The 25,269-nt window shown below is 65.4% G+C and carries 22 protein-coding genes; 3 read left to right on the forward strand and 19 right to left on the reverse strand.

What is annotated here, in order from left to right:
- Positions 1-43: 43 nt before the first annotated feature.
- Together htpX and J6500_RS30595 are read right to left on the reverse strand one after the other, a co-directional pair.
- Positions 44-979, reverse strand: coding sequence for a zinc metalloprotease HtpX (gene htpX, locus J6500_RS30590; protein WP_225716424.1), 936 nt, complete (start codon positions 977-979; stop codon positions 44-46).
- Positions 980-1,174: 195 nt separating this feature from the next.
- Entirely contained in the window at positions 1,175-2,833 is a 1,659-nt protein-coding gene (locus J6500_RS30595) for an ATP-binding protein (protein WP_225716425.1), read from the reverse strand.
- Between the two features lie 177 nt (positions 2,834-3,010).
- On the opposite strand from J6500_RS30595, the gene J6500_RS30600 reads away from it, so the two are divergent.
- The 3 genes from J6500_RS30600 to J6500_RS30610 all read left to right on the forward strand — a co-directional run bounded on the left by J6500_RS30600 (position 3,011) and on the right by J6500_RS30610 (position 6,709).
- Positions 3,011-4,345, forward strand: a complete 1,335-nt coding sequence (locus J6500_RS30600) for a lytic murein transglycosylase (RefSeq protein ID WP_225716426.1) — start codon at positions 3,011-3,013, stop codon at positions 4,343-4,345.
- Positions 4,346-4,715: 370 nt separating this feature from the next.
- On the forward strand, positions 4,716-5,219 hold the full coding sequence (locus J6500_RS30605) for a DUF1993 domain-containing protein (protein ID WP_225716427.1): 504 nt from the start codon (positions 4,716-4,718) through the stop codon (positions 5,217-5,219).
- 386 nt (positions 5,220-5,605) lie between these two features.
- Positions 5,606-6,709: an alkene reductase gene (locus J6500_RS30610; protein WP_225716428.1), complete on the forward strand. Its 1,104-nt coding sequence runs from the start codon at positions 5,606-5,608 to the stop codon at positions 6,707-6,709.
- A gap of 238 nt (positions 6,710-6,947) precedes the next feature.
- Here the strand turns inward: J6500_RS30610 and J6500_RS30615 are convergent, their stop codons facing one another.
- The 17 genes from J6500_RS30615 to J6500_RS30695 form a co-directional block, all read right to left on the reverse strand.
- Positions 6,948-7,808: an IclR family transcriptional regulator gene (locus tag J6500_RS30615; RefSeq protein ID WP_225716429.1), complete on the reverse strand. Its 861-nt coding sequence runs from the start codon at positions 7,806-7,808 to the stop codon at positions 6,948-6,950.
- 46 nt (positions 7,809-7,854) lie between these two features.
- Positions 7,855-8,760, reverse strand: a complete 906-nt coding sequence (gene dapA, locus J6500_RS30620) for a 4-hydroxy-tetrahydrodipicolinate synthase (protein WP_225716430.1) — start codon at positions 8,758-8,760, stop codon at positions 7,855-7,857.
- Between the two features lie 28 nt (positions 8,761-8,788).
- The gene (locus J6500_RS30625; RefSeq protein ID WP_225716431.1) at positions 8,789-10,552 is read right to left on the reverse strand and encodes an ABC transporter permease subunit; all 1,764 of its coding nucleotides are present in this window, start codon (positions 10,550-10,552) and stop codon (positions 8,789-8,791) included.
- 10 nt (positions 10,553-10,562) lie between these two features.
- Positions 10,563-11,663: an ABC transporter ATP-binding protein gene (locus J6500_RS30630; RefSeq protein WP_225716432.1), complete on the reverse strand. Its 1,101-nt coding sequence runs from the start codon at positions 11,661-11,663 to the stop codon at positions 10,563-10,565.
- A gap of 15 nt (positions 11,664-11,678) precedes the next feature.
- The gene (locus J6500_RS30635) at positions 11,679-12,758 is read right to left on the reverse strand and encodes an ABC transporter substrate-binding protein (RefSeq protein WP_225716433.1); all 1,080 of its coding nucleotides are present in this window, start codon (positions 12,756-12,758) and stop codon (positions 11,679-11,681) included.
- A 2-nt stretch (positions 12,759-12,760) separates the two neighbouring features.
- Complete coding sequence (locus J6500_RS30640) at positions 12,761-14,230, reverse strand: FAD-binding oxidoreductase (protein WP_225716434.1); 1,470 nt, start codon at positions 14,228-14,230, stop codon at positions 12,761-12,763.
- A 353-nt stretch (positions 14,231-14,583) separates the two neighbouring features.
- Positions 14,584-16,326: an ABC transporter substrate-binding protein gene (locus J6500_RS30645; protein WP_225716443.1), complete on the reverse strand. Its 1,743-nt coding sequence runs from the start codon at positions 16,324-16,326 to the stop codon at positions 14,584-14,586.
- A 114-nt stretch (positions 16,327-16,440) separates the two neighbouring features.
- On the reverse strand, positions 16,441-16,767 hold the full coding sequence (locus J6500_RS30650) for a DUF2160 domain-containing protein (protein WP_225716435.1): 327 nt from the start codon (positions 16,765-16,767) through the stop codon (positions 16,441-16,443).
- A gap of 9 nt (positions 16,768-16,776) precedes the next feature.
- A complete protein-coding gene (locus tag J6500_RS30655; RefSeq protein ID WP_225716436.1) occupies positions 16,777-17,583 on the reverse strand; it encodes a carbohydrate ABC transporter permease in 807 nt (268 codons plus the stop codon).
- On the reverse strand, positions 17,583-18,485 hold the full coding sequence (locus tag J6500_RS30660; protein ID WP_225716437.1) for a carbohydrate ABC transporter permease: 903 nt from the start codon (positions 18,483-18,485) through the stop codon (positions 17,583-17,585). The genes J6500_RS30655 and J6500_RS30660 overlap by 1 nt, the downstream gene beginning before the upstream one ends.
- Positions 18,485-19,570, reverse strand: coding sequence for an ABC transporter ATP-binding protein (locus tag J6500_RS30665; RefSeq protein WP_225716438.1), 1,086 nt, complete (start codon positions 19,568-19,570; stop codon positions 18,485-18,487). The genes J6500_RS30660 and J6500_RS30665 overlap by 1 nt, the downstream gene beginning before the upstream one ends.
- A gap of 12 nt (positions 19,571-19,582) precedes the next feature.
- A complete protein-coding gene (locus J6500_RS30670; protein WP_225716439.1) occupies positions 19,583-20,713 on the reverse strand; it encodes an ABC transporter ATP-binding protein in 1,131 nt (376 codons plus the stop codon).
- Positions 20,710-22,254, reverse strand: a complete 1,545-nt coding sequence (gene glpD / locus J6500_RS30675; protein WP_225716440.1) for a glycerol-3-phosphate dehydrogenase — start codon at positions 22,252-22,254, stop codon at positions 20,710-20,712. The genes J6500_RS30670 and glpD overlap by 4 nt, the downstream gene beginning before the upstream one ends.
- Before the next feature lie 399 nt (positions 22,255-22,653).
- Positions 22,654-23,490, reverse strand: a complete 837-nt coding sequence (locus tag J6500_RS30680) for a DeoR/GlpR family DNA-binding transcription regulator (protein WP_225716441.1) — start codon at positions 23,488-23,490, stop codon at positions 22,654-22,656.
- A gap of 116 nt (positions 23,491-23,606) precedes the next feature.
- Positions 23,607-23,801 carry a hypothetical protein gene (locus J6500_RS30685; RefSeq protein WP_225716442.1) on the reverse strand — a complete coding sequence of 65 codons (195 nt, stop codon included), beginning with the start codon at positions 23,799-23,801 and terminating at the stop codon, positions 23,607-23,609.
- A gap of 73 nt (positions 23,802-23,874) precedes the next feature.
- Positions 23,875-24,228 (reverse strand): acyl-CoA thioesterase, encoded by a 354-nt coding sequence (locus tag J6500_RS30690; RefSeq protein WP_225716444.1) that lies wholly within the window; start codon positions 24,226-24,228, stop codon positions 23,875-23,877.
- Between the two features lie 80 nt (positions 24,229-24,308).
- Positions 24,309-25,269 (reverse strand): 3-hydroxyacyl-CoA dehydrogenase (locus J6500_RS30695; protein WP_249781742.1); only part of this gene is annotated, 961 nt, incomplete at its 5' end.

Genomic DNA, 25,269 nt, shown 5'->3' on the forward strand with positions numbered 1-25,269 from the left:
TCGCGCGTCGTTCACGCGGGTGGCGCGCGGCCGGCCTGTGCCATCAGCCCCACGGCCCGCGCTGGCCCGTCGAGCCGCCCCACGGGCTGCGCGGCGGAGGGCTTGCACCGGCCGAGCGCGGCGCGGCGAGCGTGCCGAGCTCGGCGGCGAGCTGCTGCAGTGCGGCGATGCGGTTCGCGGTCGAGGGGTGAGTTGCGAACAGATTGTCGACGCCGTGGCCGGAAAGCGGATTGATGATGAACATGTGCGCGGTGGCCGGATTGCGCTCGGCCTCCATGTTCGGTGCCTGATGCGCGGCGTTCTCGATCTTGGCGAGCGCGGAGGCGAGCCACATCGGCTGGCCGACGATGCGCGCGCCATAATTGTCGGCGGCGTATTCGCGGGTGCGGCTGATCGCCATCTGCACCAGCATGGCGCCGAGCGGCGCCAGGATCATCATCGCGATCGAGCCGATGATGCCGGGGCCGTTGTTGTTGTCGCGGCTGCCGCCGAAGAACATGCCGAACTGCGCCAGCATCGAGATCGCACCGGCGATCGTCGCCGTGATCGTCATGGTCAGCGTGTCGTGATGCTTGATATGTGCGAGCTCGTGCGCGATCACGCCGGCGAGCTCCTCGCGGCTGAGCTGTTGCATCAGGCCGGTGGTGACGGCGACGGCGGCGTTTTCGGGATTGCGGCCGGTCGCGAACGCATTGGGCTGCATCTCGTCCATCACGAACACGCGCGGCATCGGCAGGCTTGCCCGCTTCGCCAGCTCGGCAACGAGATCGTAGAGCTCGGGCGCCGAGTTGCGGTCGACCTGATGGGCACCGTACGTCGACAGCACCATGCGGTCGGAATTCCAGTAGGTGAACAGATTTGTCGCAGCCGCGATGACGAGCGCGATCACCGCGCCGGTACCGCCGCCGATCAAATAGCCGACGCCCATGAACAGGCCGGTGAGGCCGGCCAGAAGGAGCGCTGTGCGAAAATAGTTCATCGTGGTTCCCTGACGGCAAGCGGAATGCTGCCGGAATGCTGCCATGACTGACGCGATTGAGGGTGGGATTTGCCGGGCGCCGTCGCAAGGGGAACCGCTGCGTCGTGGCGACGCGGCCGCGGGTTAAGGTTTGGTTATGCGTCCCGGATCAAGACGCATAGCTCGCATGAGACGCGACCGGGCCACTGATCGTGCCTACTCCGCCGGCTCCTGCGCGACCTCGGCGGCTTCCTGCTCGCGCAGCGCGACGCGCAGCATGCGGGCGAGTTCGGCGCGGCTGTAGGGTTTTGCCAGGAACAGGATGCCCTCGTCGAGCCGGCCGTCATGGTCGAAGGCGTTTTCGGTGTAGCCCGAGGTGAACAGCACGCGGAGCGCAGGCCGGCGCCGCACCGCCTCGGTCGCGAGCTCCCGGCCGTTCATCGAGCCCGGCATGATGACGTCGGTGAACAGCAGGTCGACCGGCGTGCCGCTGTCAAGTACGGCGAGCGCCTCGGGCCCGTTGCTGGCCGACAGCGTCCGGTAGCCGAGGCTCTCGATCTGGGTCAGCACGTAGGAGCGCACCAACCTGTCGTCCTCGACGACCAGCACGATCTCCTGCGCGCCGCGCAGATCCGGCTGCTGCGGTTTGCCGGCGGCGACCGCGGGCGTCGTGACCGCCGCGCGCGGCAGATAGAGCACGACGCGGGTGCCGCGGCCCACTTCGCTTTCGAGCGTGACGTGGCCTTCGGATTGCTTGACGAAGCCGTAGACCATACTGAGCCCGAGCCCGGTGCCCTTGCCGACGTCCTTGGTGGTGAAGAACGGCTCGAACACTTTTGCCAGATCGGCTTCCGCGATGCCTTGGCCGGTGTCGACCAGCGCGATTGCGACATAGTCGCCGGCTTTGAGCCCATCCTGGCCGTGCACGTCGGACGGCCTGAGCTCGGCGGCGCGGGTCTCGATCGTGAGCGTGCCGCCCTTCGGCATCGCATCGCGCGCGTTCAGCGCGAGATTGATGATCGCGGTGGCGAGCTGGTTGGAATCGACCAATGCGCGCGGCAGGTCGGCCGCGGGGCGGAAGTCGATGTCGACATGGTCGCCGATGGTCGGCCGCAGCAGCTCGATGGTGTCGACCAGCAGCGCGTTGACGTCGACGTCGGTCGGTTGCAGCGGCTGCTTGCGCGCGAAGGCCAACAGGTGCCGCGTTAGCGAGGCGCCGCGCTCGGCAGCGCCGCCGATCAACGAGGTGATCTCGCGCAGCTGCCTGTCGTGGGTCACCGCCTCGGCGAGAATGTCGATGGTGCCGGTGATGACGGTGAGGATGTTGTTGAAGTCGTGCGCGATGCCGCCGGTGAGCTGGCCGACCGCCTCCATCTTCTGTGCCTGACGGATCTTACTTTCATTGGCCTCGGCCTCGCGGAAGCGTTGCAGCAGCACCTCCGAATGCTGGCGCTGCCGTCCCTCCTCCGCGAGCGCGACATGCGCCTCGCGCAGTTGCGCCTCGGTCGGGATCGCGAGGATCTTCGGGATCAGCGGCCACAGCATGATCGCGGTGAAGATCGAGGCGATCGCGGTCATGGCCTTGAGCAGGCCCTCGATGCCGTAGATCGGCACCCACAGCGTATAGATCGCGAACACATGGGTGAGCCCGCAGGCGAGGATGAAGGCGGCGAACAGCCAGGCCACCCAGCCGAACTGGAAGTCGCGCCGTTTGGACACCACGATCGCGAGCGCGAACGGAATCGAGAAATACGAAGCGGCAATAATGGCGTCTGAAACAACGTGCAGCCAGATCAGCTCCGGCTCCCACAACAGGCAGATGCCGTGCGGCGAGAATGTCGATGAATCCAACAGACGCTCGAGAAAACTCCACATGGGTCCCTCCGGGCGTGATCGATCCGCCGGCATGCCTTGCCCGCGAATCACTTTGCCGATCATAGCGGCGACAAACAGCCCCGCCGAAGCCCAATTGGTCTAACACCGTTGTTGCCCGGTGCCGGGCTGGTGTATGCAGGGCAGCCATTTTATCAGGTCCGTCAGCCGGTGACATCGATGCCAGCAGCTTCTCTCCGCACCCCGCTCACGATCGTTGCCGTCGCGGCCGCGCTGGCACTCTCGGCCGCCGCATCGGCGCAACAGCTGCTGCCCAGCCCCGTAGAACCACGGCCGGCCAAGCCGCGGCCGGTCGCCTCGCCGCGTGCGGCGTCCTGCCACAACGGCCAGAGTTTTGACCGCTTCCTCGCCGAGCTGAAGGGCAAGGCGGTTGCCGCCGGCGTGTCGCAGCGGACGATCGCGGAGGCGTCGCCCTACCTGATCTACGACCAGGGCATCGTCAACCGCGACCGCGGCCAGCGGGTGTTCGGTCAGCTCTTCGCCCAGTTCGCCGGCCGCATGGCGGCGAACTACCGCATGCAGCAGGGCCAGCAATACATCCGCACCTACGCCGCCGCGTTCGCGCGCGCCGAGAAGGAGTACGGCGTGCCGCCGCCTGTCATCGCCGCGTTCTGGGGACTGGAGAGCGATTTCGGCGCGCAGATGGGCAATCTGCCGACGCTGAAATCGCTGGTGTCGCTCGCCTATGACTGCCGCCGCTCGGAGATGTTCCAGGCCGAGACCATCGCGGCGCTGAAGATCATCGAGCGCGGCGACCTGACGCCGGAGGAGATGATCGGCTCATGGGCCGGCGAACTCGGCCAGACGCAATTCTTGCCGACACATTACTTCAACTATGCCGTCGACTATGACGGCGACGGCCATCGCAATCTGCTCGCCAGCGGGCCGGACGTGATCGGCTCGACCGCGAACTACATCGCCAACGGATTGAAGTGGCGACGCGGCGAGCCGTGGCTGCAGGAGGTGCGCGTACCGCAAGCGGCGAACTTCCCGTGGGACCAAGCCGATCTCACCATCAAGCTGCCGCGGTCGAAATGGGCGTCGCTCGGCGTTGTCCTCACCGACGGCAAGCCGCTGCCGAATGACGAGATGCCGGCCTCGCTGCTGCTGCCGATGGGCCGGCAGGGACCGGCGTTCCTCGCCTACGCGAACTTCGCCGCCTACACCGAGTGGAATAACTCGCTGATCTATTCGACCACCGCCGGCTATCTCGCCGGCCGCATCGCCGGCGCGCCGCCAATGCAGAAGCCGCACGGCCCGGTCGCGCAACTGTCGTTCGGCGAGATCAAGGAGCTGCAGGGGTTGCTGGTGCGCGCCGGCTACGACGTCGGCAAGGTCGACGGGGTGCTCGGCCAGGCGAGCCGCAGCGCAGTGAAGGCGATGCAGCTGAAGTACGGCCTGCCGGCGGATTCCTGGCCGACCGCTGAATTGCTGGCCCGCATGCGCGGCCCGCGCACACCGCCCACGGAAGCCGCGATGCCGGGGCTGCGGTAGGTACGGTCCGCCACGCGCGCCAACTTATCTCCGTCACCCTGACGTGGCCGCTTCTTCAGCGGCCGGCCGATTCATCCTTGGAGACGCGCGCAAGAGCGCGCACCTCCAGCGACAAAGGCGAAGCCTTTGCGCGGGGATGACGGATTGGTTTACTCAACTTGCTCGGTGTCATCGCCCGGCTTGACGGTCGATGACGGCGGTGGGTGAGGACAAAGCTTCACACCCTATCAGGATGACGGGGCTTAGAGTGGCAGGCCGGGAAATATTTAACCAACTGTTGCGGTCCCTCGCAGTTGTATTCATCCCTCAGCCGCCCCATCTGCAGCATCGCCGTTCGGCACATCCGATTTCCGCAGCGCGAGAGCACCCCATGTCCTTCCACGACGCCGTCGTCCCCGCTTACCTGCAAATCCTCAACAGCCTCACCGGCCTGCTCAGCAAGACCGAGGCCCATTGCGAGGCGAAAAAGATCGAACCCTCGGTGCTACTGGGCGCGCGGCTCTATCCGGACATGCTGCCGCTGACCAAGCAGGTGCAGCTGGTCTGCGACCACGCCGCACGCGGCTGCGCGCGGCTGACCCACAGCGAGGTGCCGTCGACGCCGGACACCGAAACGACTTTTGCCGAGTTGAAGCAGCGGCTGGCGAACACGATTGCCTATGTGAAGTCGTTCAAGCCCGAGCAGTTCGACGGCGCCGACGCCAAGGACGTCACCTTCCCGGTCGGTGCCGGCCGCACCATGACGCTGAAGGGCCAGCAATTCCTCTCGGCGTTCTCGTTCCCGAACTTCTATTTCCACGCCGTGACCGCGCACGGTATTCTGCGCCACAACGGCGTCGAGATCGGCAAGCGCGATTTCCTTGGGGTGAGCTGACACGAAGCGTCATTCTGGGGCGATGCGCAGCATCGAACCCGCAATCCATTTCACCGCACGTATCGTGGCGGGATGGATTCCGGGTTCTCGCGTCGCGAGCCCCGGAATGACGGCGCGAGTCATCGCCGGTCCCCCGGGGCGGCGGTGACAGTGCTTTTCGGCCGCCGGGGCACCCGCCGGGAGGCCGCCTATGCTGCGCGGCTCCTGATTTCGAATGACTCCTCCTACGTCACGCGCACACCCTGTTCCTCAATGCCGGCCAGATGGGCGGGATCGTGCGCGGCTAGCCTGCGGACCACGAATGGCTCGGCCATTGCGCTCGTCGCCGCAATGCACAAGTCTTGGTCTATCAGTTTCTGCCCAAACACCCACCTGGAACATTCCTCATGAGCCAACCGACCAAACTTCTCGAACCCTACAAGCTTGGCGCCCTGACGCTGCCGAACCGCCTGGTGATGGCGCCGCTGACGCGCAACCGCGCCGAGCCGGGCAGCTTCGTGCCGAGCCCGCTTGCGGTGGACTATTACGGCCAGCGCGCCTCCGCCGGCCTGCTGGTCACCGAAGCGAGCCAGGTCTCGCAGCAGGGCCAGGGCTATCAGGACACGCCCGGCATCTATTCGAAGGAACAGGTCGAAGGTTGGCGCAAGGTCACCGACCGCGTGCATGAGCGCGGCGGCCGCATCTTCATCCAGCTCTGGCATGTCGGCCGCATCTCGCACAATTCGCTGCAGCCCGGCGGCGGCAAGCCGGTGGCGCCATCAGCGATCCGTGCCAAGGGCAAGACCTTCGTGAACGGCACCTTCACCGAAATCTCCGAGCCGCGCGCGCTAGAGCTGTCGGAAATTCCCGGAATCATCGACGACTTCAAGCGCGGCACCGCGAATGCGCTGGCCGCCGGCTTCGACGGCGTTGAAATCCACGGCGCCAACGGCTATCTGCTCGACCAGTTTGCCCGCGACGGCACCAACCAGCGCACGGACGCGTACGGCGGATCAATCGAAAACCGCGCCAGGCTAATGCTTGAAGTGTCCAAGGCAGTTGCAGCCGAGGCCGGCGCCGAGCGCACCGGCATCCGCATCTCCCCGGTCACGCCCGCCAACGACATCACCGACTCCAACCCGCAGCCGCTGTTCGACTACATCGTCGACCATCTCAATGCACTGAAGCTGACCTACATCCACGTGATCGAGGGCGCCACCGGCGGCCCGCGCGACATCGCGCCGTTCGACTACGCGAGCTTGCGCAAGCGCTTCAAGCAGGCCTATGTTGCCAACAACGGCTACGACTTCGCGCTGGCGGAGAAAGTGCTGGAGCAAGGCGCGGCCGACCTGATCGCATTCGGCAAGCCGTTCATCTCCAACCCCGACCTGGTCGAACGTCTCAAGGCTGGCGCCCCGCTCAACGAGTGGGACAAGGCGACCTTCTACGGCGGCGGCGCCAAGGGCTATACGGATTATCCGACGCTAAAGGCGACTGAAGCGGCGGAGTAGACGCCGCTCTTCCCCCATCGTCATTGCGAGCGAAGCGAAGCAATCTACCGAGCCGCATACGCTGAAGCATGGATTGCTTCGTCGCTGTCGCTCGTCGCAATGACGGAGAGTGATCGAAATATTTCCACATCGTCATTCCGGGATGCGCCGCAAGGCGCAGGCCCGGAATCCATTGATCCACATCGCTTGCGTCACGATGGATTCCGGGCTCGCGCTTCGCACGCCCCGGAATGACGAACTACGCCGCGTAACGATTGAACTTCGACTTCGAGATCGAGGTCGCGGCGACGTGGACGTGCTGCACCAGCTCGGCTTCCGCGCGTTCGCGGGTCCAGCGTGTGGTCGGCACCGAGATATTGATCGCGGCCACGGCGCGGCCGTGCTCGTCGATCACGGGCGCGGCGACGGAGATGTCGCCCATCACGGTCTCGTTCATGATGACGGCATAGCCACGGGTGGCGGCGATGCGCACGCGTTCCAGCAGTTGCTCCGGATCGGTCACCGTGTACGGTGTCAGGGGTGCCAGCGGCGAGCGTTTGAGCAGGTCCAGGCGCTCTTCCTCCGGCAGCGCCGAGAGGATCGCGGTGCCTGATGCGGTGAAATACACCGGCAGCCGGCTGCCGATCACGATATCGACGTTGATGAGATGCTGGCCGGGAAAGCGCGCCACGAACACCACCTCGTGGCCGTCGAGCTCATGCAGGTTGCAGGTCTCGCCGAGATTGCGGCTGATGTCGAGCAGATAGGGCGAGGCCTTGTCGATCAGGTCGTTGGCCTTGAGATAATTGTGCGAGAACTGCAGCACCTTCGAGGTCAGGCCGTAATTGCGGGTACCCTCGATGCGCCTGAGATAACCGAGCACCTCAAGCGTATAGACCAGCCGCTGCGTGGCACTGCGATCGAGGCCGGCGGCGCGCGCGATGTCGGCCAGCGTCATGTGCCGACGCGGGCCGTCAAAGGCATGCAGCACCTGGAACGCCTTCTCGGTGGAGCCGACGAACAGCGACGAGCGCGCCGGGTCGGCGCGCTTGCTCGCGCCCTTCCCGCCAGTCCCGCGCTTTGCCGCCTTCGCCGGCCGGCCTGCGCCGCCGTCACTCATGCTGCGATCCTTCCCTGCAAGCTGCGGTGCGGCCGGTCGCCCATCGTCAGGCCACGCTTTCGGTCTCGGCCAGTTGACGGCCGAGCTCGGTGCGGAATGCCGCGACAAGTGCCGCGGCCGGCTGCACCAGCGGCGCCAGCACGCGCGGCGCGTTGACGCCGACGAGATCCATCACCGCCTTCATCGGTCCGGGATTGGTCTCCGCGAACGCCATGTTCATCAGCGGGATCAGGCGGCGGTGCAACGCCAGCGCCTCGGCGGTGCGGCCCGCGCTTGCAGCCTCATAGATCTGTCGCCAGGCCCGCGGCAGCAGGCTCGCGGTGACGACGATGCCGCCCTTGGCGCCGGCGGCCAGATGCAGCGGAAACAGGCTGTCTTCGCCGCTCAGCACCGCAAAGCTCTCGTCGACGCCGGCGACGACCTGCAGGAAGTGGTACATGTCGAGGTTGCAGGCCTTCATGCCGATGATGTTGGGATGGCGCGACAGCTCATGCAGCACCTTGGGCTCGATCGCGATCCGGGTGCGATAGGGAATTTCATAGATCAGCAACGGCACGGGCGACGCATCGGCATAGCGCAGGAAATAGTCGCGAATGCCCACCTGAGTCGGGTTGGTGTAGTATGGCGTAAGCACCAGCAGGCCGTCCACGCCCTCGGCGGCGAATTCGCGGCCCGCCTGAAGCGCGTCGTGGAAGCCGGTGTCGAGCACGCCAGCGATCACCGGGCCCTTGCCCGCCATCGCCGCGACCGACAGGTTCGCCATCCGGATGCGCTCGCGGCGTGCCAGCGCGCCATATTCGCCGGTGCCGCCGAGCGGCACCACGCCGTCGATCCCCTGCTTGAGCAGCCAGGCAAACAGCGCCGACACCGCGCCAGCGTCGATCGTGTCGTCGGCACCGACCGGCGTTGGGATCGCGGGAAAGATGCCGCGAAGACGAGTGGAACTGAGCATTTCGAAACCTCTGTTTGGAAGGGGATGGCTATCTCGCCGCCACACGGCGGCGCAGGCGTTCGGCGACGAAGATCAGGATGCCCATGAAGATGAACAGGCAGGTCGAGACGGCGGCGATCACAGGCGAGACCTGCAGTGTGACCTCGTCCCAGAACTGCTTGGGCAGGGTGGCGTTGAGGCCGCCGGTGGCGAACAGCGCGATGGTGAGCTCGTCGAACGAGGTCGCGAACGCGAACAGGAACGACGACATCATGCCGGCACCGAGGATCGGGAACGTGATGTGGCGCAGCGTCGCGAACGGGCGCGCGCCGAGGCTCTGCGCGGCATGGTCGAGCCTTGTGTCGTAGTTGCGCAGCACCGCCATCATGGTCATCACCACATAGGGCACCGCGACCACGGTGTGCCCGAGGATCAGGCCGAAGGCGCTGCCGACGAGGCCGATGCGCGCGAACACGTAGAACAGGCCAACCGCGATGATCATCCGCGGCGCCACGATCGGCGACAGGATGAAGGCGAGCCAGGCGCCCTTGGCCGGGATGTTGCTGCGCACCAGCAGGAACGCGGCGGGTGTGCCGATCAGCATCGCCAGCGCGCCGGTGCCGAGCCCGACCAACAGCGAACGGATCACCGCCTGGGTCCACACCGGCGACTGCAAGACTTCCTGGTACCAGTGCAGCGTAAAGCCCTGCGGCGGCCAGTTTAGACCGCCCGTGCCGAACGACAGCGGGATCATCAGCAAGGTCGGCGCGCTGATTACGGTCAGCATGATCCAGACGAAGCCCTGCAGGCCGAGGCCGGGCGTATCGGGCCCGCGGTCGCGCCGCGACGGCAGCAGACCGATGATGCGGTCGGAGATCGCGCCGAGCAGCGTTAGCACGGCATCGCCGATCCGCGCGAACAGGCCAGAGCGCCGCGACAGCTTGGCCCGTACCGCGGTCGCCGCGCCGGTCATGGTCGAAAGGCCGAGCAGCCGGTCATAGACCGTGAAGACGATCAGCACGACGGCGAGCAGCAGCACCGAGATCGCGCCGGCGAATCCCCAGTTCATGGTCTGCTGGACCTGGTCGATGATCAGCTGCGTGATCATGGTCTCGCGGCGGCCGCCGAGCAGCGCCGGCACAATGAAGAAGCCGATCGCGGTGACAAATACCATGATGCCGGCGGCGGCGACGCCGGGCAGCGACAGCGGGAAATAGATCTTCCAGAACGCCATGCCCGGGCCGGCGCCGAGCGTCGCCGCGGCGCGCGGCAGATTGCGGTCGATATTCTCCATCACCGAGAGCATGGTCAGCACGGCGAGCGGCAGCAGCGCGTTGACCATGCCGATCAGGACGCTGCCGAAGCTGTACAGCAGATCGACCGGCGCGGAGACGATGCCGAGCGACAGCAAGAGCTTGTTGACGACGCCATTGCGCCCGAGCAGCACGATCCAGGCGAAGGCGCGCACCAGAAAACTGGTCCAGAACGACAGCAGCACCCAGAACAGCAGCGTCGCCTTGCGCTCCTTGCCGACCATCGAGATCAGATAGGCGATCGGGTACCCCGCGACGACGCAGACCAGCGTCGTCACCAGCGATATCTTCAGCGTGATGAGCAGGACGTCGAGATAGACCGAGGAGGCGAACAGCTGGCGGTACTGCGCCAGCGTGAAGCCTCTGTCGTTATGGATGCTGAGCAGCAGCAGCTGGCCGACCGGGTAGACCAGGAAGAAGACAAGCAGCAGCACCAGTGGCGCGCCCATCGCGGCCCAGTTCAGGAGCGGAGCCTGCTGCCATGCGCGGAGCTTCGCCACCGCCCTCACCTCAGGCTCCCTTTGCGTCGCGGATCGCGACGGCATCGGCCGCGTTCCAGCCGAGCGACACCAACTGCCCGATCTCGTAGGGCGCGGCGCTGCTGCGGGTCGGATAGGCGGCGACCAGCGGCGCCATGCCGGCGGCCTCCGGTGCGATGTAGAGCCGGGTCAGGCTGCCGCTGATCATCACGTCGGTAAGGCGGCCGGTCAGCCTGCCGCGTCCTGCCGCGGCATCCTCGACCACGAGATTCTGCGGCCGCACCATCACCTTGATCGGTTCGCCGGCAGTAAAGGCGCTGCCATTGCCGACGGCGCGCAGCTGCGCCTCGTGGTCGGCCAGCACGATGTCGAGCCCTTCGGTATCGACGTCGCGTACCGTTGCGCTGAGCAAATTGGACTCGCCGAGGAAATCGGCGACGAACACCGAGCGCGGGCGGAAGTAGAGATCCTCGGGCGTGCCGAGCTGCTCGATCGCGCCGGCATTCATCAGGCAGATGCGATCCGACATCGTCATCGCCTCTTCCTGGTCGTGGGTGACGTAGACGATGGTGGTGCGCAGCTCACGGTGGATGCGCTTGATCTCGAGCTGCATCTGGTCACGCAGCTTCTTGTCGAGCGCGCCGAGCGGCTCGTCCATCAGGATGATCGCCGGGCGATAGACGATGCAGCGGGCCAGCGCGATGCGCTGCTGCTGGCCGCCGGAGAGCTCGCGCGGATAGCGCCTGGCGACGTGCGGCAGCCGCACCGTCTCGAGCGCCTCGGCAGTGAGCTTGCGCGCCTCGGCATCGGCCATCTTCCGCATCTTGAGAGGAAACGCGATGTTCTCCTCGACGGTCATGTGGGGAAACAGCGCGTAGTTCTGGAACACGACGCCGATGTCGCGCGCGTAGGCCGGGCTGTGCGTCACGTCGGCATCGTCGATCAGGATCCGGCCCTCGTCCGGATGGGCGAGCCCGGCGATCAGGCTGAGCAGCGTCGTCTTGCCCGAGCCGGACGGACCGAGCAGCGTGAGGAACTCCCCCTTGGCGACGTCGAGACTGGTCGGCGCGAGCGCGACGAAATCGCCGTAGCGCTTGCAGAGATTCGAGACGCGCAGGCTCGATGAGGCCATGTCTGCTCCGGAGGTTTAAGCCAGGATCCAGCTGTTGAAGCGCTCGATCACCGCGGCCTGGTTGTCGAGCCAGAATTTCGGATCGATCTTCAGGCCGGCCTTGATGTTGTCCGGAAAGGTCGGACAGTTCTTCGCGATCTCGGGCTTGACGCAGTTGAACGCCTCCGGCTGCGTGAGACCGGCCGGGAAGAATTCGGTCAGCGCGGCCATCCGCTTCGGGTCGGACGCGAACTTGATGAACTCGCGGCAGGCATCGGCATTCGGCGTGCCTGCGATGATCGACCAGTTGTCGGCGCCCCAGATGCCTTGATTCCAGACGATCTCGACGGGCGCCCCCGCCGCCTGCGCGGCCTGGGCGCGCGACACCCAGGTCGGGATCATGTCGATCTCGCCGGAGGTCAGCATCTGCTCGACCTGTGCGCCCGTGGTCCACCACACCGCGACGGACGGTTTGATCTTGTCGAGGGAGGCGAACGCCTTGCCGAGGTCGCAGGGATAGACCTGCGCGGTCGGCACGCCTGCGCCCATCAGCGCCTCTTCGACGGTGTCGAACGGATGCTTGCGCACCGCGCGGCGGCCGGGGAAGTCCGCGACGTTCCAGAAATCGGCCCAGGATTGCGGCGCCTTGCGGCCCTTGAACGCATCGGCGCGATAGGCCAGCACGGTGGTGTAGACGTTGGTGCCGACGCCATAGGGCGACATGTATTCCGGCGGGATCGACTTGATCACCGGCTCGGACTCCAGGCCATGCTTCTCCAGATAGGGCGTCGCACCACTGGTCAGCAGCAGGATCGCCGGCCAGCTGATCTTGGCCATGTCCCAGGTGTAGTTCTTGGTGTCGACCATGGTCTTGATCTGCGCCACCGGCTCGGCGGTGGCCTGCACGCCGACAACCTCAATGCCGGTCGCTTGCGTGAACGGGCGGTAGAACACCGCGCCGAACGCCTTGGTGTAGATGCCGCCGTCGTCGCGCACCACGATGCGCTTGCCCGCGGCGCGGGACGGCGACCAGACCGCAGGCATCGCCAGCGCGGCGCCGCCGGTTGCGAGCAGCAGGCTGCGGCGAGAAATGCCGGAGTTCGGAGATGTACTCACTGTCAGGTCTCCCCTTTGTCTGTCGATTGCATCGGATGGCGAGGCAGATGGGCCGCGGCTGACGGCAGGACCCGGCCAGGATTGAACAGGCCGCGCGGATCGAAAGCCTGCTTGACCGCGCGCATCAGAGCGAGTTCGACTGCGGGCTTGTAGCGGGCCATCTCGCCGGTCAGCGTGCGGCCGATGCCGTGCTCGGCGCTGAAGGTGCCGCGCAGCGCCGCGGCGACGTCGTCGATGGCGCGGCGGATCCGGTCCGCCAGCGCATCGCGATCCGCCACCGCGTTCCATGCATCGAAGCTGAAGAACGGAATGAAATGGATGTTGCCGTCGCCCATATGGCCGACCACCACCATCGGCAGATCGGGCACGATGGCGCGCACCGCCGCGGTCGCCTGCTCGATGAAGCTAGGCACCGCCGAGACCGGCACCGCGGTATCCGAGGTAAGGCCGACGCCGGCCTTCTTGTTGGCTTCCGACACGCTGTGCCGGACCAGCCACATCGCCTTGCGCTGCGCCTCGCTGGTGGCGACGACGGCGTCACTGATCAATCCGGTTTCGATCGCACGCTCCAGCACCGCCTGCAACGTGGCGCCGAGCGCCTGCGCATCGCCGGTGTCGGACAGTTCGACCAGAACATGCCAGGCCCTGACCGGCACGGGGCAACGCCGCCCCGGCACTTTCTCAAGTACGAGCCGGATCTGATCGGAATTCATCAGCTCAAACGCCGAAAGCCGCGAGCTGCAGGAGGCCTGGAACAGGCCAAGTACCTCGAGCGCCTGCTGCGGCCCATCGAGCGCGAGCCAGGCCACCGCCTCCGCGGTCGGCAGCGGATGCAGCTTCAGCACCGCGCCGGTGACGATGCCGAGCGTGCCCTCAGCGCCGATGAACAGATGCTTGAGATCGTAGCCGGTGTTGTTCTTGCGCAGGGCGTAGAGGCCGTCCCAGATCGAGCCGTCGGGCAGCACCACTTCGAGGCCGAGCACATTGTCGCGCGTATTGCCATAGCGCAGCACGCCAGTGCCGCCGGCGTTGGTGCCAATGTTGCCACCGATCTGGCAGGAGCCCTCGGCGCCGAGGCTGACCGGATAGAGCCGGCCGGCCGCCGCGGCGGCTTCCTGGATCGTAGCCAGCACGCAGCCGGCATCGACCACCATCGTGTTGTTGACCGGATCGATCGACCTGATCCGGCGCATCCGCGTCAGCGCGACGATCACCGGCGGCGGGCCGTCGGCCGCCGGCGTGGCGCCACCGCACAGGCTGGTGTTGCCGCCCTGCGGCAGCACCGGCACGCCGTGCTCGGCGCAGAGACGGACTACGGCGGCAACCTGCTCGGTGTTCGCCGGCAGCACGGCGCACAGCGCCGGCGCGCGAAACCGGCCGCGCCAGTCCTCGATCAATCCCGCGAGGTCTTCATCTCGCGTCAGGACCGCCGTGTCGCCCAGCAACTGCCTGAACGCCTCGATCAGTGCCATCCACCCGCCTCTCAAAGGGAGCAACCCGCTCCGCCCAGCGCCTTGCCCGAATAATCGATATACGATTACTTCAATTGCATAATGCTGACTATGAGTTTGCCGTCCCAGCGAGTCAAGCGGGGTCCGTGAGTGGGGATGCGCCGTTCGGCGCAGCCCGCAATCCATTGACCCGCACCACGCGCATCACGATGGATTCCGGGTCGCGGAGCCTGTCACGGGCCGCGTTTCGCCCAGACCCGTTAGCGCGCCCCGGAATGAGGGAGGGAGCGGACGACGTAAACGACGACGTAAACAAAAAGGCCGGGATCGCTCCCGGCCTTCTCAGCTTCATGCAGGGCGTGGGCGGTCGCGCCTCACTTCGCTTCGGCGCGCTTGGGCGGGGTGGCCGGCCACGACTTGATCAGGGTGTCGTAGTCGACGGTCTCGCCCTTCGGCTTCTCGTTCGCGAGCTTGCGTTGCGGCGCGATGGTGCCGTCCTTCTCGGCCTTCTTGAACCAGAACTCGGCGGTTTCCTTCTTGTTCAGCTTCGGTCCGCAGGCGCCCTGCACACCGGACTTCTCAAGACGCTCCATCACCGAATCCTGGGCCGCGGCGAGCGCGTCCATCGCCTGCTGCGGCGTCTTGGTACCGGACGACGCATCGCCGATGTTCTGCCACCACAATTGCGCGAGCTTTGGATAGTCGGGCACGTTGTTGCCGGTCGGGGTCCACTGTACGCGCGCGGGCGAGCGGTAGAACTCGATCAGGCCGCCGAGCTTCGGCGCTCGCTCGGTGAACGATTTATCCCAGATATCGGACTCGCGGATGAAGGTGAGACCGACATGGCTCTTCTTCAAGCTGACCGTCTTGGAGACGATGAACTGCAGATAGAGCCAGGCCGCCTTGCGGCGGTCGGCCGGGGTCGACTTCAGGAGCGTCACGGAGCCGGCGTCCTGATAGCCGAGCTTCATGCCTTCCTTCCAGTACGAGCCGTGCGGCGACGGAGCCATGCGCCACTTCGGCGTACCGTCCGCGTTCATCACGGGAATGCCCGGCTTCACCATGTCGGCGGTGAAGGCGGTGTACCAGAAGATCTGCTGGGCGATGTTGCCCTGCGCCGGCACCGGGCCCGACTCGGAGAAGGTCATGCCCTGGGCCTGCGGCGGGGCGTACTTCTTCAACCAGTCGAGATACTTCGTGATCGAGTAGACTGCGGCCGGACCGTTGGTGTCGCCACCACGCTCGACCGAGGAGCCGACCGGACGGCAGCCTTCCATGCGGATGCCCCACTCGTCCACCGGCAGACCGTTCGGAATGCCCTTGTCGCCGTTACCGGCCATCGACAGCCAGGCGTCGGTGAACCGCCAGCCGAGCGACGGGTCCTTCTTGCCATAGTCCATATGGCCGTAGACCTTGACGCCGTTGATTTCCTTGATGTCGTTGGTGAAGAACTCGGCGATGTCCTCATAGGCCGACCAGTTCACCGGCACGCCGAGCTCGTAGCCGTACTTGGCCTTGAACTTGGCCTTGTACTCGGGATTGGTGAACCAGTCGTAGCGGAACCAGTAGAGGTTGGCGAACTGCTGGTCGGGCAGTTGGTAGAGCTTGCCGTCCGGCGCGGTACCGAACGACTTGCCGATGAAGTCGTTGACGTCGAGCATCGGGTCGGTGACGTCCTTGCCCTCGCCGGTCATGTAGTCCGACAGCGCGATCGTCTGGTTGTAGCGGAAGTGGGTGCCGATCAGGTCGGAGTCGTTGATCCAGCCGTCATAGACGTTCTTGCCGGACTGCATCTGGGTCTGCAGCTTCTCGACGACGTCACCTTCCTGGATGATGTCGTGCTTGAGCTTGATGCCGGTGAGCTCGGAGAACGCCTTGGCCAGCGTCTGCGACTCGTATTCGTGCGTCGTGATCGTTTCCGAGACGACGTTGATCTCCATGCCCTTGAAGGGCTCGGCGGCCTTGGCGAACCACTCCAGCTCCTTCTTCTGGTCTTCCTTCGACAGCGTCGAGGGCTGGAATTCCGCGATCCACTTCTGGATCACGGCTTCGTCGGCGGCGCGGGCCGGCGCAGCAATTGCCAGCGACGCCGCGATCAGCGCGGCCGCGCTGGTCATAGTCAAAAGACTATCCTTGGTCGTTCTCAAATGTCGCATAGTGTTCCTCCGGTTGCAGCGACAAACCAAACCCCAGGCCCGGGTAGGCCCCGGATCTGCTCTTCCTCGCTTTCGTCAGACGGTGCGGAACACCGCCACGGCCGACAGAAGCGAAATCAGTGTTGCGAGCCACAGGCTCGAAATCTCCACGCCCTCACCGATCGGCAGCGTGAAGATCGGATCGGTGCCGACCAGCCCGATCCACACCAGGTGGATCACGGCGGCCAGCACCAGCGAAATGAACAGGCGATCGCCGCGCGTGGTCGGGATCGTCAGCACGCCGACGCGCTCGGCCTCGGGATAGACCGCCGCGAGCCAAGTCATCACGCCGAGCGTCGAGGCCAGCAGCGCGAAGAAAATCCCGGTCGGCAGCGTCCAGGCCATCCATGCGATTAACTCCATGAATGCCTCCTACACCCGGCCGAGCGCGAAGCCGCGCGCGATATAGTTGCGGACGAACCAGATCACGAGCGCGCCCGGGATGATGGTGAGCACGCCGGCGGCGGCGAGCAGGCCCCAGTCCATGCCGGCGGCGGACACCGTGCGCGTCATGATCGCCGCGATCGGCTTGGCCTGCACCGAGGTCAGCGTGCGCGCCAAAAGCAGCTCGACCCAGGAGAACATGAAGCAGAAGAACGCCGCGACGCCGATGCCGCTCGCGATCAGTGGCACCAGGATCTTGATGAAGAAGCGCGGGAACGAATAGCCGTCGAGGAACGCGGTCTCGTCGATCTCACGCGGCACGCCGGAGACGAAGCCTTCGAGGATCCAGACCGCCAGCGGCACGTTGAAGATGCAGTGCGCCAACGCGACCGCCCAGGGCGTATCGAACAGGCCGATCGCCGAATAGAGGTTGAAGAACGGCAGCGCGTAGACCGCCGCCGGCGCCATGCGGTTTGACAGCAGCCAGAAGAACAAATGCTTGTCGCCGAGGAAGCGGTAGCGCGAGAACGCGTAGGCCGCCGGGAGCGCCACTGCGATCGAGATGATGGTGTTGAGCACCACATATTCGAGCGAATTGATGTAGCCCGAATACCAGCTCTCGTCGGTGAAGATGCGCTTGTAGTGCTGCAGCGTCGGCGTATGCGGCCACAAGGTCATCGTCGAGACGATCTCAACGTTGGTCTTGAAGCTCATGTTGACGAGCCAGTAGATCGGCAACAGCAGGAAGACCAAGAACAGCGCCATGATCAGGCGGCGACCGGGAATCGAGTGCATCACGCCACTCCCTCCTTGGCCGGGCGTTCGCTGCCGGCATTGGTCATCACGGTGTAGAACACCCAGCACACGATTAGGATGATCAAATTGTAGACCAGCGACAGCGCCGCGGCCTTGCCGAGGTCGAACTGGCCGAGCGCGATCTTGACCAGCTCGATCGAGACGAAGGTGGTCGAGTTGCCCGGTCCGCCGCCAGTGACGACGAACGGCTCGGTGTAGATCATGAAACTGTCCATGAAGCGCAGCAGCACCGCGATCAGCAGCACGCGGTTCATCTTCGGCAGCTGGATCGCCTTGAACACCGCCCAGCGCGAAGCGCCGTCGATCTGCGCCGCCTGGTAGTAGGCGTCGGGAATCGACTTCAGACCGGCGTAGCAGAGCAGCGCGACCAAGCTGGTCCAATGCCAGACGTCCATCACGATCACGGTGATCCAGGCGTCGACGTCATTGGAGACGTAGTTGTAGTCGAGGCCGAGGTGGTTCAGCACATAGCCGAGCAGGCCGATATCGGGCCGGCCGAAGATCTGCCAGATGGTGCCGACCACGTTCCACGGGATCAACAGCGGCAGCGCGAGGATGACGAGGCAGGCCGCGACGCTCCAGCCCTCGCGCGGCATCGACAGCGCGACCACGATGCCGAGCGGCACCTCGATCGCGAGGATGATCGCCGAGAACAGCAAATTGCGGCCGAGCGAGGCGAGGAAGCGGCCGCCGAGATCGGTCGAGGGATCGAGCAGCTCCTTGAACCAGCCGACGCCGTTCCAGAAGAACTGGTTGTTGCCGAACGTGTCCTGCATCGAATAGTTCACGACGGTCATCAGCGGGATGACCGCGGAAAACGCCACCACCAGGAACACCGGCAGCACCAGGAACCAGGCTTTCTGGTTGACGGTCTTGTCCATCAGGCAACCCCCTCGACCAGCTGGCTATCGGCATAGACATGGACATGCGCAGGATTGAAGATCAGCCCAGCGGTGTTGCCTGGGATCGAGAAGCCCGGCGGCACGCGCGCGGCGAATTTGGCGTTGCCGACGCGGACGCGGGCGAACTGGATGCGGCCGAGATCATCGATCCGCTCGATCGCCGCCGACAGCAGGCCTGACGCCGGCGCAGCGACATCGACGAATTCCGGACGCACGCCGATCTCGATCTTCTTGCTGGACGGAAGGACACCGTAGTTGCGGCGCAGGCCGATGACGTGGCCGTCGATCCGCGCCTCGTGGCCGCTTACCTCGGCGGGCAGGATGTTCATGCCGGGCGAACCGATGAAGTAGCCGACGAAGGTGTGCGCCGGCTTGTCGAACAATTCGGCCGGCGTGCCGCTCTGCACCACGCGGCCGTCATGCATCACGACGACGGTGTCGGCGAAGGTCAGTGCCTCGGTTTGGTCGTGGGTGACATAGATCATCGTGAGATCGAACTCGCGATGCAGCGCCTTCAGCTTGGAACGCAGCTGCCACTTCAATTCAGGGTCGATCACGGTCAGCGGCTCGTCGAACAGCACCGCGGCGACGTCCGAGCGCACCAGGCCGCGGCCGAGCGAGATCTTCTGCTTGGCATCCGCGGTCAGCCGCGTCGCCTTGCGATTGAGGTACGGCGTCAGATCAAGCAGATCGGCGATCTGCTTCACCCGCGCATTGACCTCGGCTTTGGCGACGCCGCGGTTCTTCAGCGGAAACGCCAGGTTCTCGCCCACCGTCATGGTGTCGTAGATCACCGGGAACTGGAACACCTGCGCGATGTTGCGCTTCTGCGTCGACAGCGGCGTGATGTCACGGCCGTCGAACAGGATTTTCCCGCGCGATGGGGTCACGATCCCCGAGATCAGGTTGAGCAGCGTGGTCTTGCCGCAGCCGGACGGGCCGAGCAGCGCGTAGGCGCCGCCCTGCCGCCAGGTCATGGTGACCGGTTTCAACGCGAACGATTCCGGCGGCGCGTCGTTGCCGCCGTAGGAGTGCGCGAGGTCGACGAGGTCAATGCGGGCCATCTGGCATCTCCCTCACTTGCTGGCTGCGCCGACCTGGCGCGGACCGCTGGACATCTCGCCTGAGAACGCCGTCGCCGGCGAGGCGACCAGCCGGTCGGCGGCGTCGAACACGAAGACGTTGCCGGGATCGAGCGCGGCGTCGAGCACCTGCCCGGGTTCGTATTCGTGCACGCCATGCAGCACCGCGACCCAATTCGATTGATGGACATGCAGATGCACAAAACTCTCCGACCCCGTGATCTCGGTCACCGTTACGGCGGCGGAGAATCTGTGGCGGCCGGCCGCAGTGCTGCCGACCTCGAGCTGGTGGGCGCGGAAGCCGACCCGGTAAGTGCCGTCAGCCAGATTGGCATAGAGGCCGCTCGCCGGCGCCTGCTCGCCGCCAGCGTAAGTCACCTGGCCGCCCTTCTTCTCGATGCCGATGATGTTGAGCGGCGGATCGGAGAACACCTGCGCGACGCGCAGCGTGTCCGGATGGCGGTAGACCTTCGGCGTCTCGCCGAACTGCAGCGCCCTGCCTTCCCACATGCACACCGTGTTGCCGCCGAGCAGCAGCGCCTCGGACGGCTCTGTGGTCGCATAGACGAAAATCGCACCGGAGGCCTCGAAGATGCGCGGCAACTCGGCGCGCAGCTCCTCGCGCAGCTTGTAGTCGAGATTGGCGAGCGGCTCGTCGAGCAGCACGAGGTCGGCACCCTTGACCAGCGCGCGCGCGATCGCGGTGCGCTGCTGCTGGCCGCCGGAGAGCTGCAATGGCGTGCGCTTGAGGAACGGCTCGAGCCGCAGCAGATGCGCGGCCTCGGCGACGCGCTGCTCGATCTCGGCGCGCGGCTTGCCCTGCACGCGCAGCGGCGAGGCAATGTTCTCGTAGACGGTCAGCGACGGATAATTGATGAACTGCTGATAGACCATCGCGACCGAACGCTGGCGGACGTCGGCGCCGGTAACGTCCTTGCCGTCGACCAGCACGCGGCCGGTGGCCGGCTTGTCGAGGCCGGCGAGCAGCCGCATGATCGAGGTCTTGCCCGACAGCGTCGGCCCGAGCAGCACGCTGAGCGTGCCGCGCTCCAGCGTCAGCGAAACGTCGCGGATGGTCTGAATGCCATCCACGGTGCGCGTGACGTTTTGCAGCGTGACGCTCATGTCCGTCCTCCGGCTTCGCGAAGGGGACGTTCAGCTGAGGCGCGGTTGGCGGCCATCCATTCGTCGAGCGCGGCGATTTCGTTCGCGGTCATCCGCAAGCCCAGCTTGGATCGTCGCCAAACAACATCCTCCGCGGTCTGCGCCCATTCGTTCGCCATCAGGTACCTGACTTCGCTTTCCGTCAAGGTGGCGCCGAAGGCGCGGCCGAGCTCCGCCGCTGATGTTGCATTGCCCAGAAGTTTGGCGGCGCGCGTGCCATAGGCATGCGCGAGACGGTTCGCATGCGGCTGCGCAAGGAAAGGATAGTTGCGCATCAATTCGGCGGTCAGCGCCGGAATCGCGGAGACATCCATGTCGCCGCCGGGCAGTGGCGCCTTGCCTGTCCAGCCTTGCTGCGACTTCGTGCCGCGCAGATAGGGCGCCAGCCGCTCCAGCGCCTCTTCGGCGAGGCGGCGATAGGTCGTGATCTTGCCGCCATAGATCGACAGCAGCGGCACCCCGCCCGGCGTGTCGAGCTCGAACACATAGTCGCGGGTGGCGGCCTTGGCTTCGCTGGCGCCGTCGTCATACAGCGGCCGCACGCCGGAATAATCCCAGACCACGTCCTCGGGCTTCACCGGCCTGGCGAGATACTCGCTGGCGGACGCGCAGAGATAGGCGATCTCCTCCGTGCTGGCCTTCACCTTGGCCGGGTCGCCGTCATAGTCGCGATCGGTGGTTCCGATCAGCGTGAAGTCGTCCTGATAGGGGATGACGAAGATGATGCGGCCGTCGGCATTCTGAAAGGTGTAGGCGCGGTCGTGGTCGTAGAGCTTCTTGACCACGATGTGCGAGCCCTGCACCAGCCGCACCTTGGCGCGCGCGTTGACGCCGGCGCCTGATGCCAGCACCTCTTCGACCCAGGGGCCGCCGGCATTGACCAGTGCACGCGCCTTGATGGTCTCGCGCGCACCGCTGGCACGGTCTTCCACGGTGACGTGCCAGATGCCGTCGACCTGCCTGATCTCGACCGCGCGGGTGCGGGTGCGGATTTCGGCGCCGCGATCGGCGGCATCGCGCGCGGTCAGCACGACGAGGCGTGCGTCGTCGACGAAGCAGTCCGAATATTCAAAACCCTTGCTGTAGCGCTTCGGAATCAGCGCCTTGCCGAGCGCGTCATGCGCGAGATCGACCGAGCGCGTCGCCGGCAGCAGATTGCGGCCGCCGATATGATCGTAGAGGAACAGGCCGAGCCGCAGCAACCAGGCCGGACGCAATCCGGAATGATGCGGCAGGATGAAACGCAGCGGACGAATGATGTGGGGCGCGATCTGCCAGAGCGTCTCACGCTCGATCAGCGCCTCGCGCACCAGACGGAACTCGTAATATTCGAGATAGCGCAGACCGCCGTGCACGAGCTTGGACGACCAGGACGACGTCCCGCTCGCCAAATCGTTCATTTCACAAAGGAAAACAGAATTGCCCCGGCCCACAGCATCGCGCGCGATGCCGCAGCCATTAACGCCGCCTCCGATGATGGCGAGGTCGTAAATTCGATCCAAGAGCGCTTCCCCGGCAAACCGTCTTCGCTTTGACGGTTTTACTTTCGGATTTGATTAGATCACAACAGAAAACGAAAGCAAACCGAAAATAAGGAACTTGGGCTGGGGGATTTCGTAAATCTCGACCGGCGAGCCCCTTCGGCGAGCCTCGAAGGATGACTGCAACTTGCTCGGTGTCGTCGCCCCGGCTTGACCGGACGACTCAGCATCCAGAGACAGTCGTTATTGAGCCGATAGGCCGCTGCGTACTGGATCGCCCGCTCCATGTGCGCAATTGCGCACAGGCCGGGCGATGACAGCGGTGGGTGGGACAAAGCTTCACGCCCTCTCAGGTTGACAGGGAGGGAGTCGTGCTCGATGCCCAGGTGGCACGCACCTGTTTGCTCGCGCGCGAGCGCCCTATGCGCTGCGCATCGTCACTGGCGCCGGCGCGGGCTCGGGGCTGGTGTCGTCGATGTCGGCTTGCGGCTTGTCCATCGCCACCACGACTTCGATGCCGCGGCTGTGGCAGATGTTGGCGAGGCCGGCGGGAAGCGGCGAGTCCGTGATGAAGGTCTGGATCTGGCTCATATGGGCAATGCGCACCGGCGCGCTGCGGCGAAGCTTGGTCGAATCGGACACCAGCATGACGTTGCGTGCATTGGCGATGATCGCCTGCGCGACCTGCACCTCGCGATAGTCGAAATCGAGCAAGGCGCCCTCCTCGTCGATCGCGGAGGCGCCGATGATGGCGTAGTCGACCTTGAACTGGCCGATCAGTTGCGTCGCGGTCGAGCCGACCACGGCACCGTCGGCGCGGCGCACCGTGCCGCCCGCGACCACCACCTCGATGCGCGGATGGCGGTAGAGCAGCATTGCGACGTTGAGGTTGTTGGTGATGACCAGGAGGTCCTCATGCGAGGTCAGTGCGCTCGCGACCTCTTCAGTCGTGGTGCCGATGTTGATGAATAGCGAGCAGCCGTTCGGGATCCGGGCCGCGGCGGCGGCGCCGATCGCCTTCTTCTCCTCGGCGGCGACGAAGCGGCGCGCCTCATAGGCAAGATTTTCCACCCCGGAGGCGATGATGGCGCCGCCATGGATACGGGTCAGCGCGCGCTGGTCGCAGAGGTCGTTGAGGTCCTTGCGGATGGTCTGCGCCGACACCTCGAATCGCTTGGCAAGATCCTCCACCATCACCCGCCCGAAGGCGCGCGCGATGTTGAGGATTTCAGTCTGGCGATGGGAGAGTCCGGCCACGGCGGCCCCCTTGAAGCGGCGAGTCGCCCATGCTGCGACTGTTCGGCGCAGAGGTCAACGCACCGCAGTCATTCCGTGATGGTGCGCAGCACCAGACCCGGAATGACGCTCAGGGGCTACGACGCCATTTCCATGGTTTCGCCGCTCGCGAGGCGACGCGCTGCGCGCTCGGCTTCGCGAGCGTTGCGGAAAATCCGGCCTTCAAGAGCGTCGAAACGGTGCGATGCAGCAAAGAACTGGTAACCCCGGATATCTCGCACCACGATACCCGCGGTCTGTGAACTCACCTCGATCACGTAACTGTCAGACATAGTCGGCCTCGGTTTGATTCCGCGCCGATAACTGGATCGGGATCAGTTTGTTCCTCGCCGTCCAACCGTTCGATCAGGTCGCAATGGTCGCGCCATCGCGCTGGATCGGCTGCGGCTGGCCGTGATCGTCGATTGAGACGTAGGTAAAATTGCCGTCGGTCACCAGAATGGCTTGCTGGGCGCGGCGGCGCAGCACCCAGGCTTCCAGATGCACCGTGATCGAGGTGCGGCCGAGCCGCACCAGCGTGGCATGGACCGAGACGAGATCGCCGACATAGACCGGCTTGCGGAAGTTCATCGCCTCGATCGCGACCGTCACGGTGCGCGACTTTGCCACCTTGGAGGCAAACACGCCGCCGCCGACATCCATCTGGCTGAGCAGCCAGCCACCGAAGATATCGCCGTTGGCATTGGTGTCGGCCGGCATCGCCAGCGTGCGGATGCAGAGATCGCCCTTCGGCTCGGCGTCGGTGGACAGCGGCGCTTGAACATGCGTTTGCGAGTCTGTCACTTGAAAGTCTCCCAGCCGGTGTCAGGCGTAAATCGCCCGCCGAACTTGCGCATCAACGCCTTCATGGCCGACACCACATTGTCGACACCGCGCATGCGCGCATAATTGAGCGGGCCGCCGCGGAACGGGGCGTAGCCGGTGCCGAAGATCATCGCAGCGTCGACCATATCGGGATCGTCGACGATGCCTTCGCGCAGTGCGGCGACGCAGACGTTGGAGATCGGCAGCACCAGGCGGTCGATCATCTCATCCGTCACCTTCGGGCCAGTCCCCGGCAGCGGTTGCTTCTCGGCCTTGCCGTCCTTCCAGGTGTAAAAACCCTTGCCAGTCTTGCGGCCGAGCTCGCTCCTGGCCACCTTGTCGCGCAGCCAAGCGGGCGTCGGCGGCAGCAGCTCGCCGAACTTCGAGCGCAGCATGTCACCGACATCGAGGCAGATATCCAGGCCGACCTGGTCGGCGAGCTCAATCGGCCCCATTGGCATGCCGAACTCAACCGCCGCCGCGTCGATCAGGCGCTGGTCGATCTTCTCGTCCAGCATCAACATCGCTTCCAGCATGTAGGGGGTCAGCGCGCGGTTAACGAGGAAGCCCGGCGAGCTCTTCACCGGCAGTGGCAGGCGGTCGATGGCGCCGACGAAGGCGCGCGCCTCCGTAAGCATGGCGCCATCGGTGCCGTCATGGCTGACGACCTCGACGAGCTGCAGCCGCGACACCGGGTTGAAGAAGTGCAGGCCGAGCAGCCGCTCCGGCCTCGCCAGCGTGGTGCGCAGATCCTGCAATGGAATGCTCGACGTGTTGGTCGCGAGGATGGCGCCCGGCTTCATCCTGGGCTCAAGCCCCGCATAGACCTTCTGTTTCAGCTCGAGCTTCTCCGGCACCGCCTCGATGATCAGGTCCGCATTGCGGACGCCCTCACCGTCCATATCCGGCACCAGCCGGTCGAGCGCATCGCGCTGG

It is taken from the genome of Bradyrhizobium semiaridum, assembly GCF_020329505.1.
GTDB lineage: Bacteria > Pseudomonadota > Alphaproteobacteria > Rhizobiales > Xanthobacteraceae > Bradyrhizobium > Bradyrhizobium semiaridum.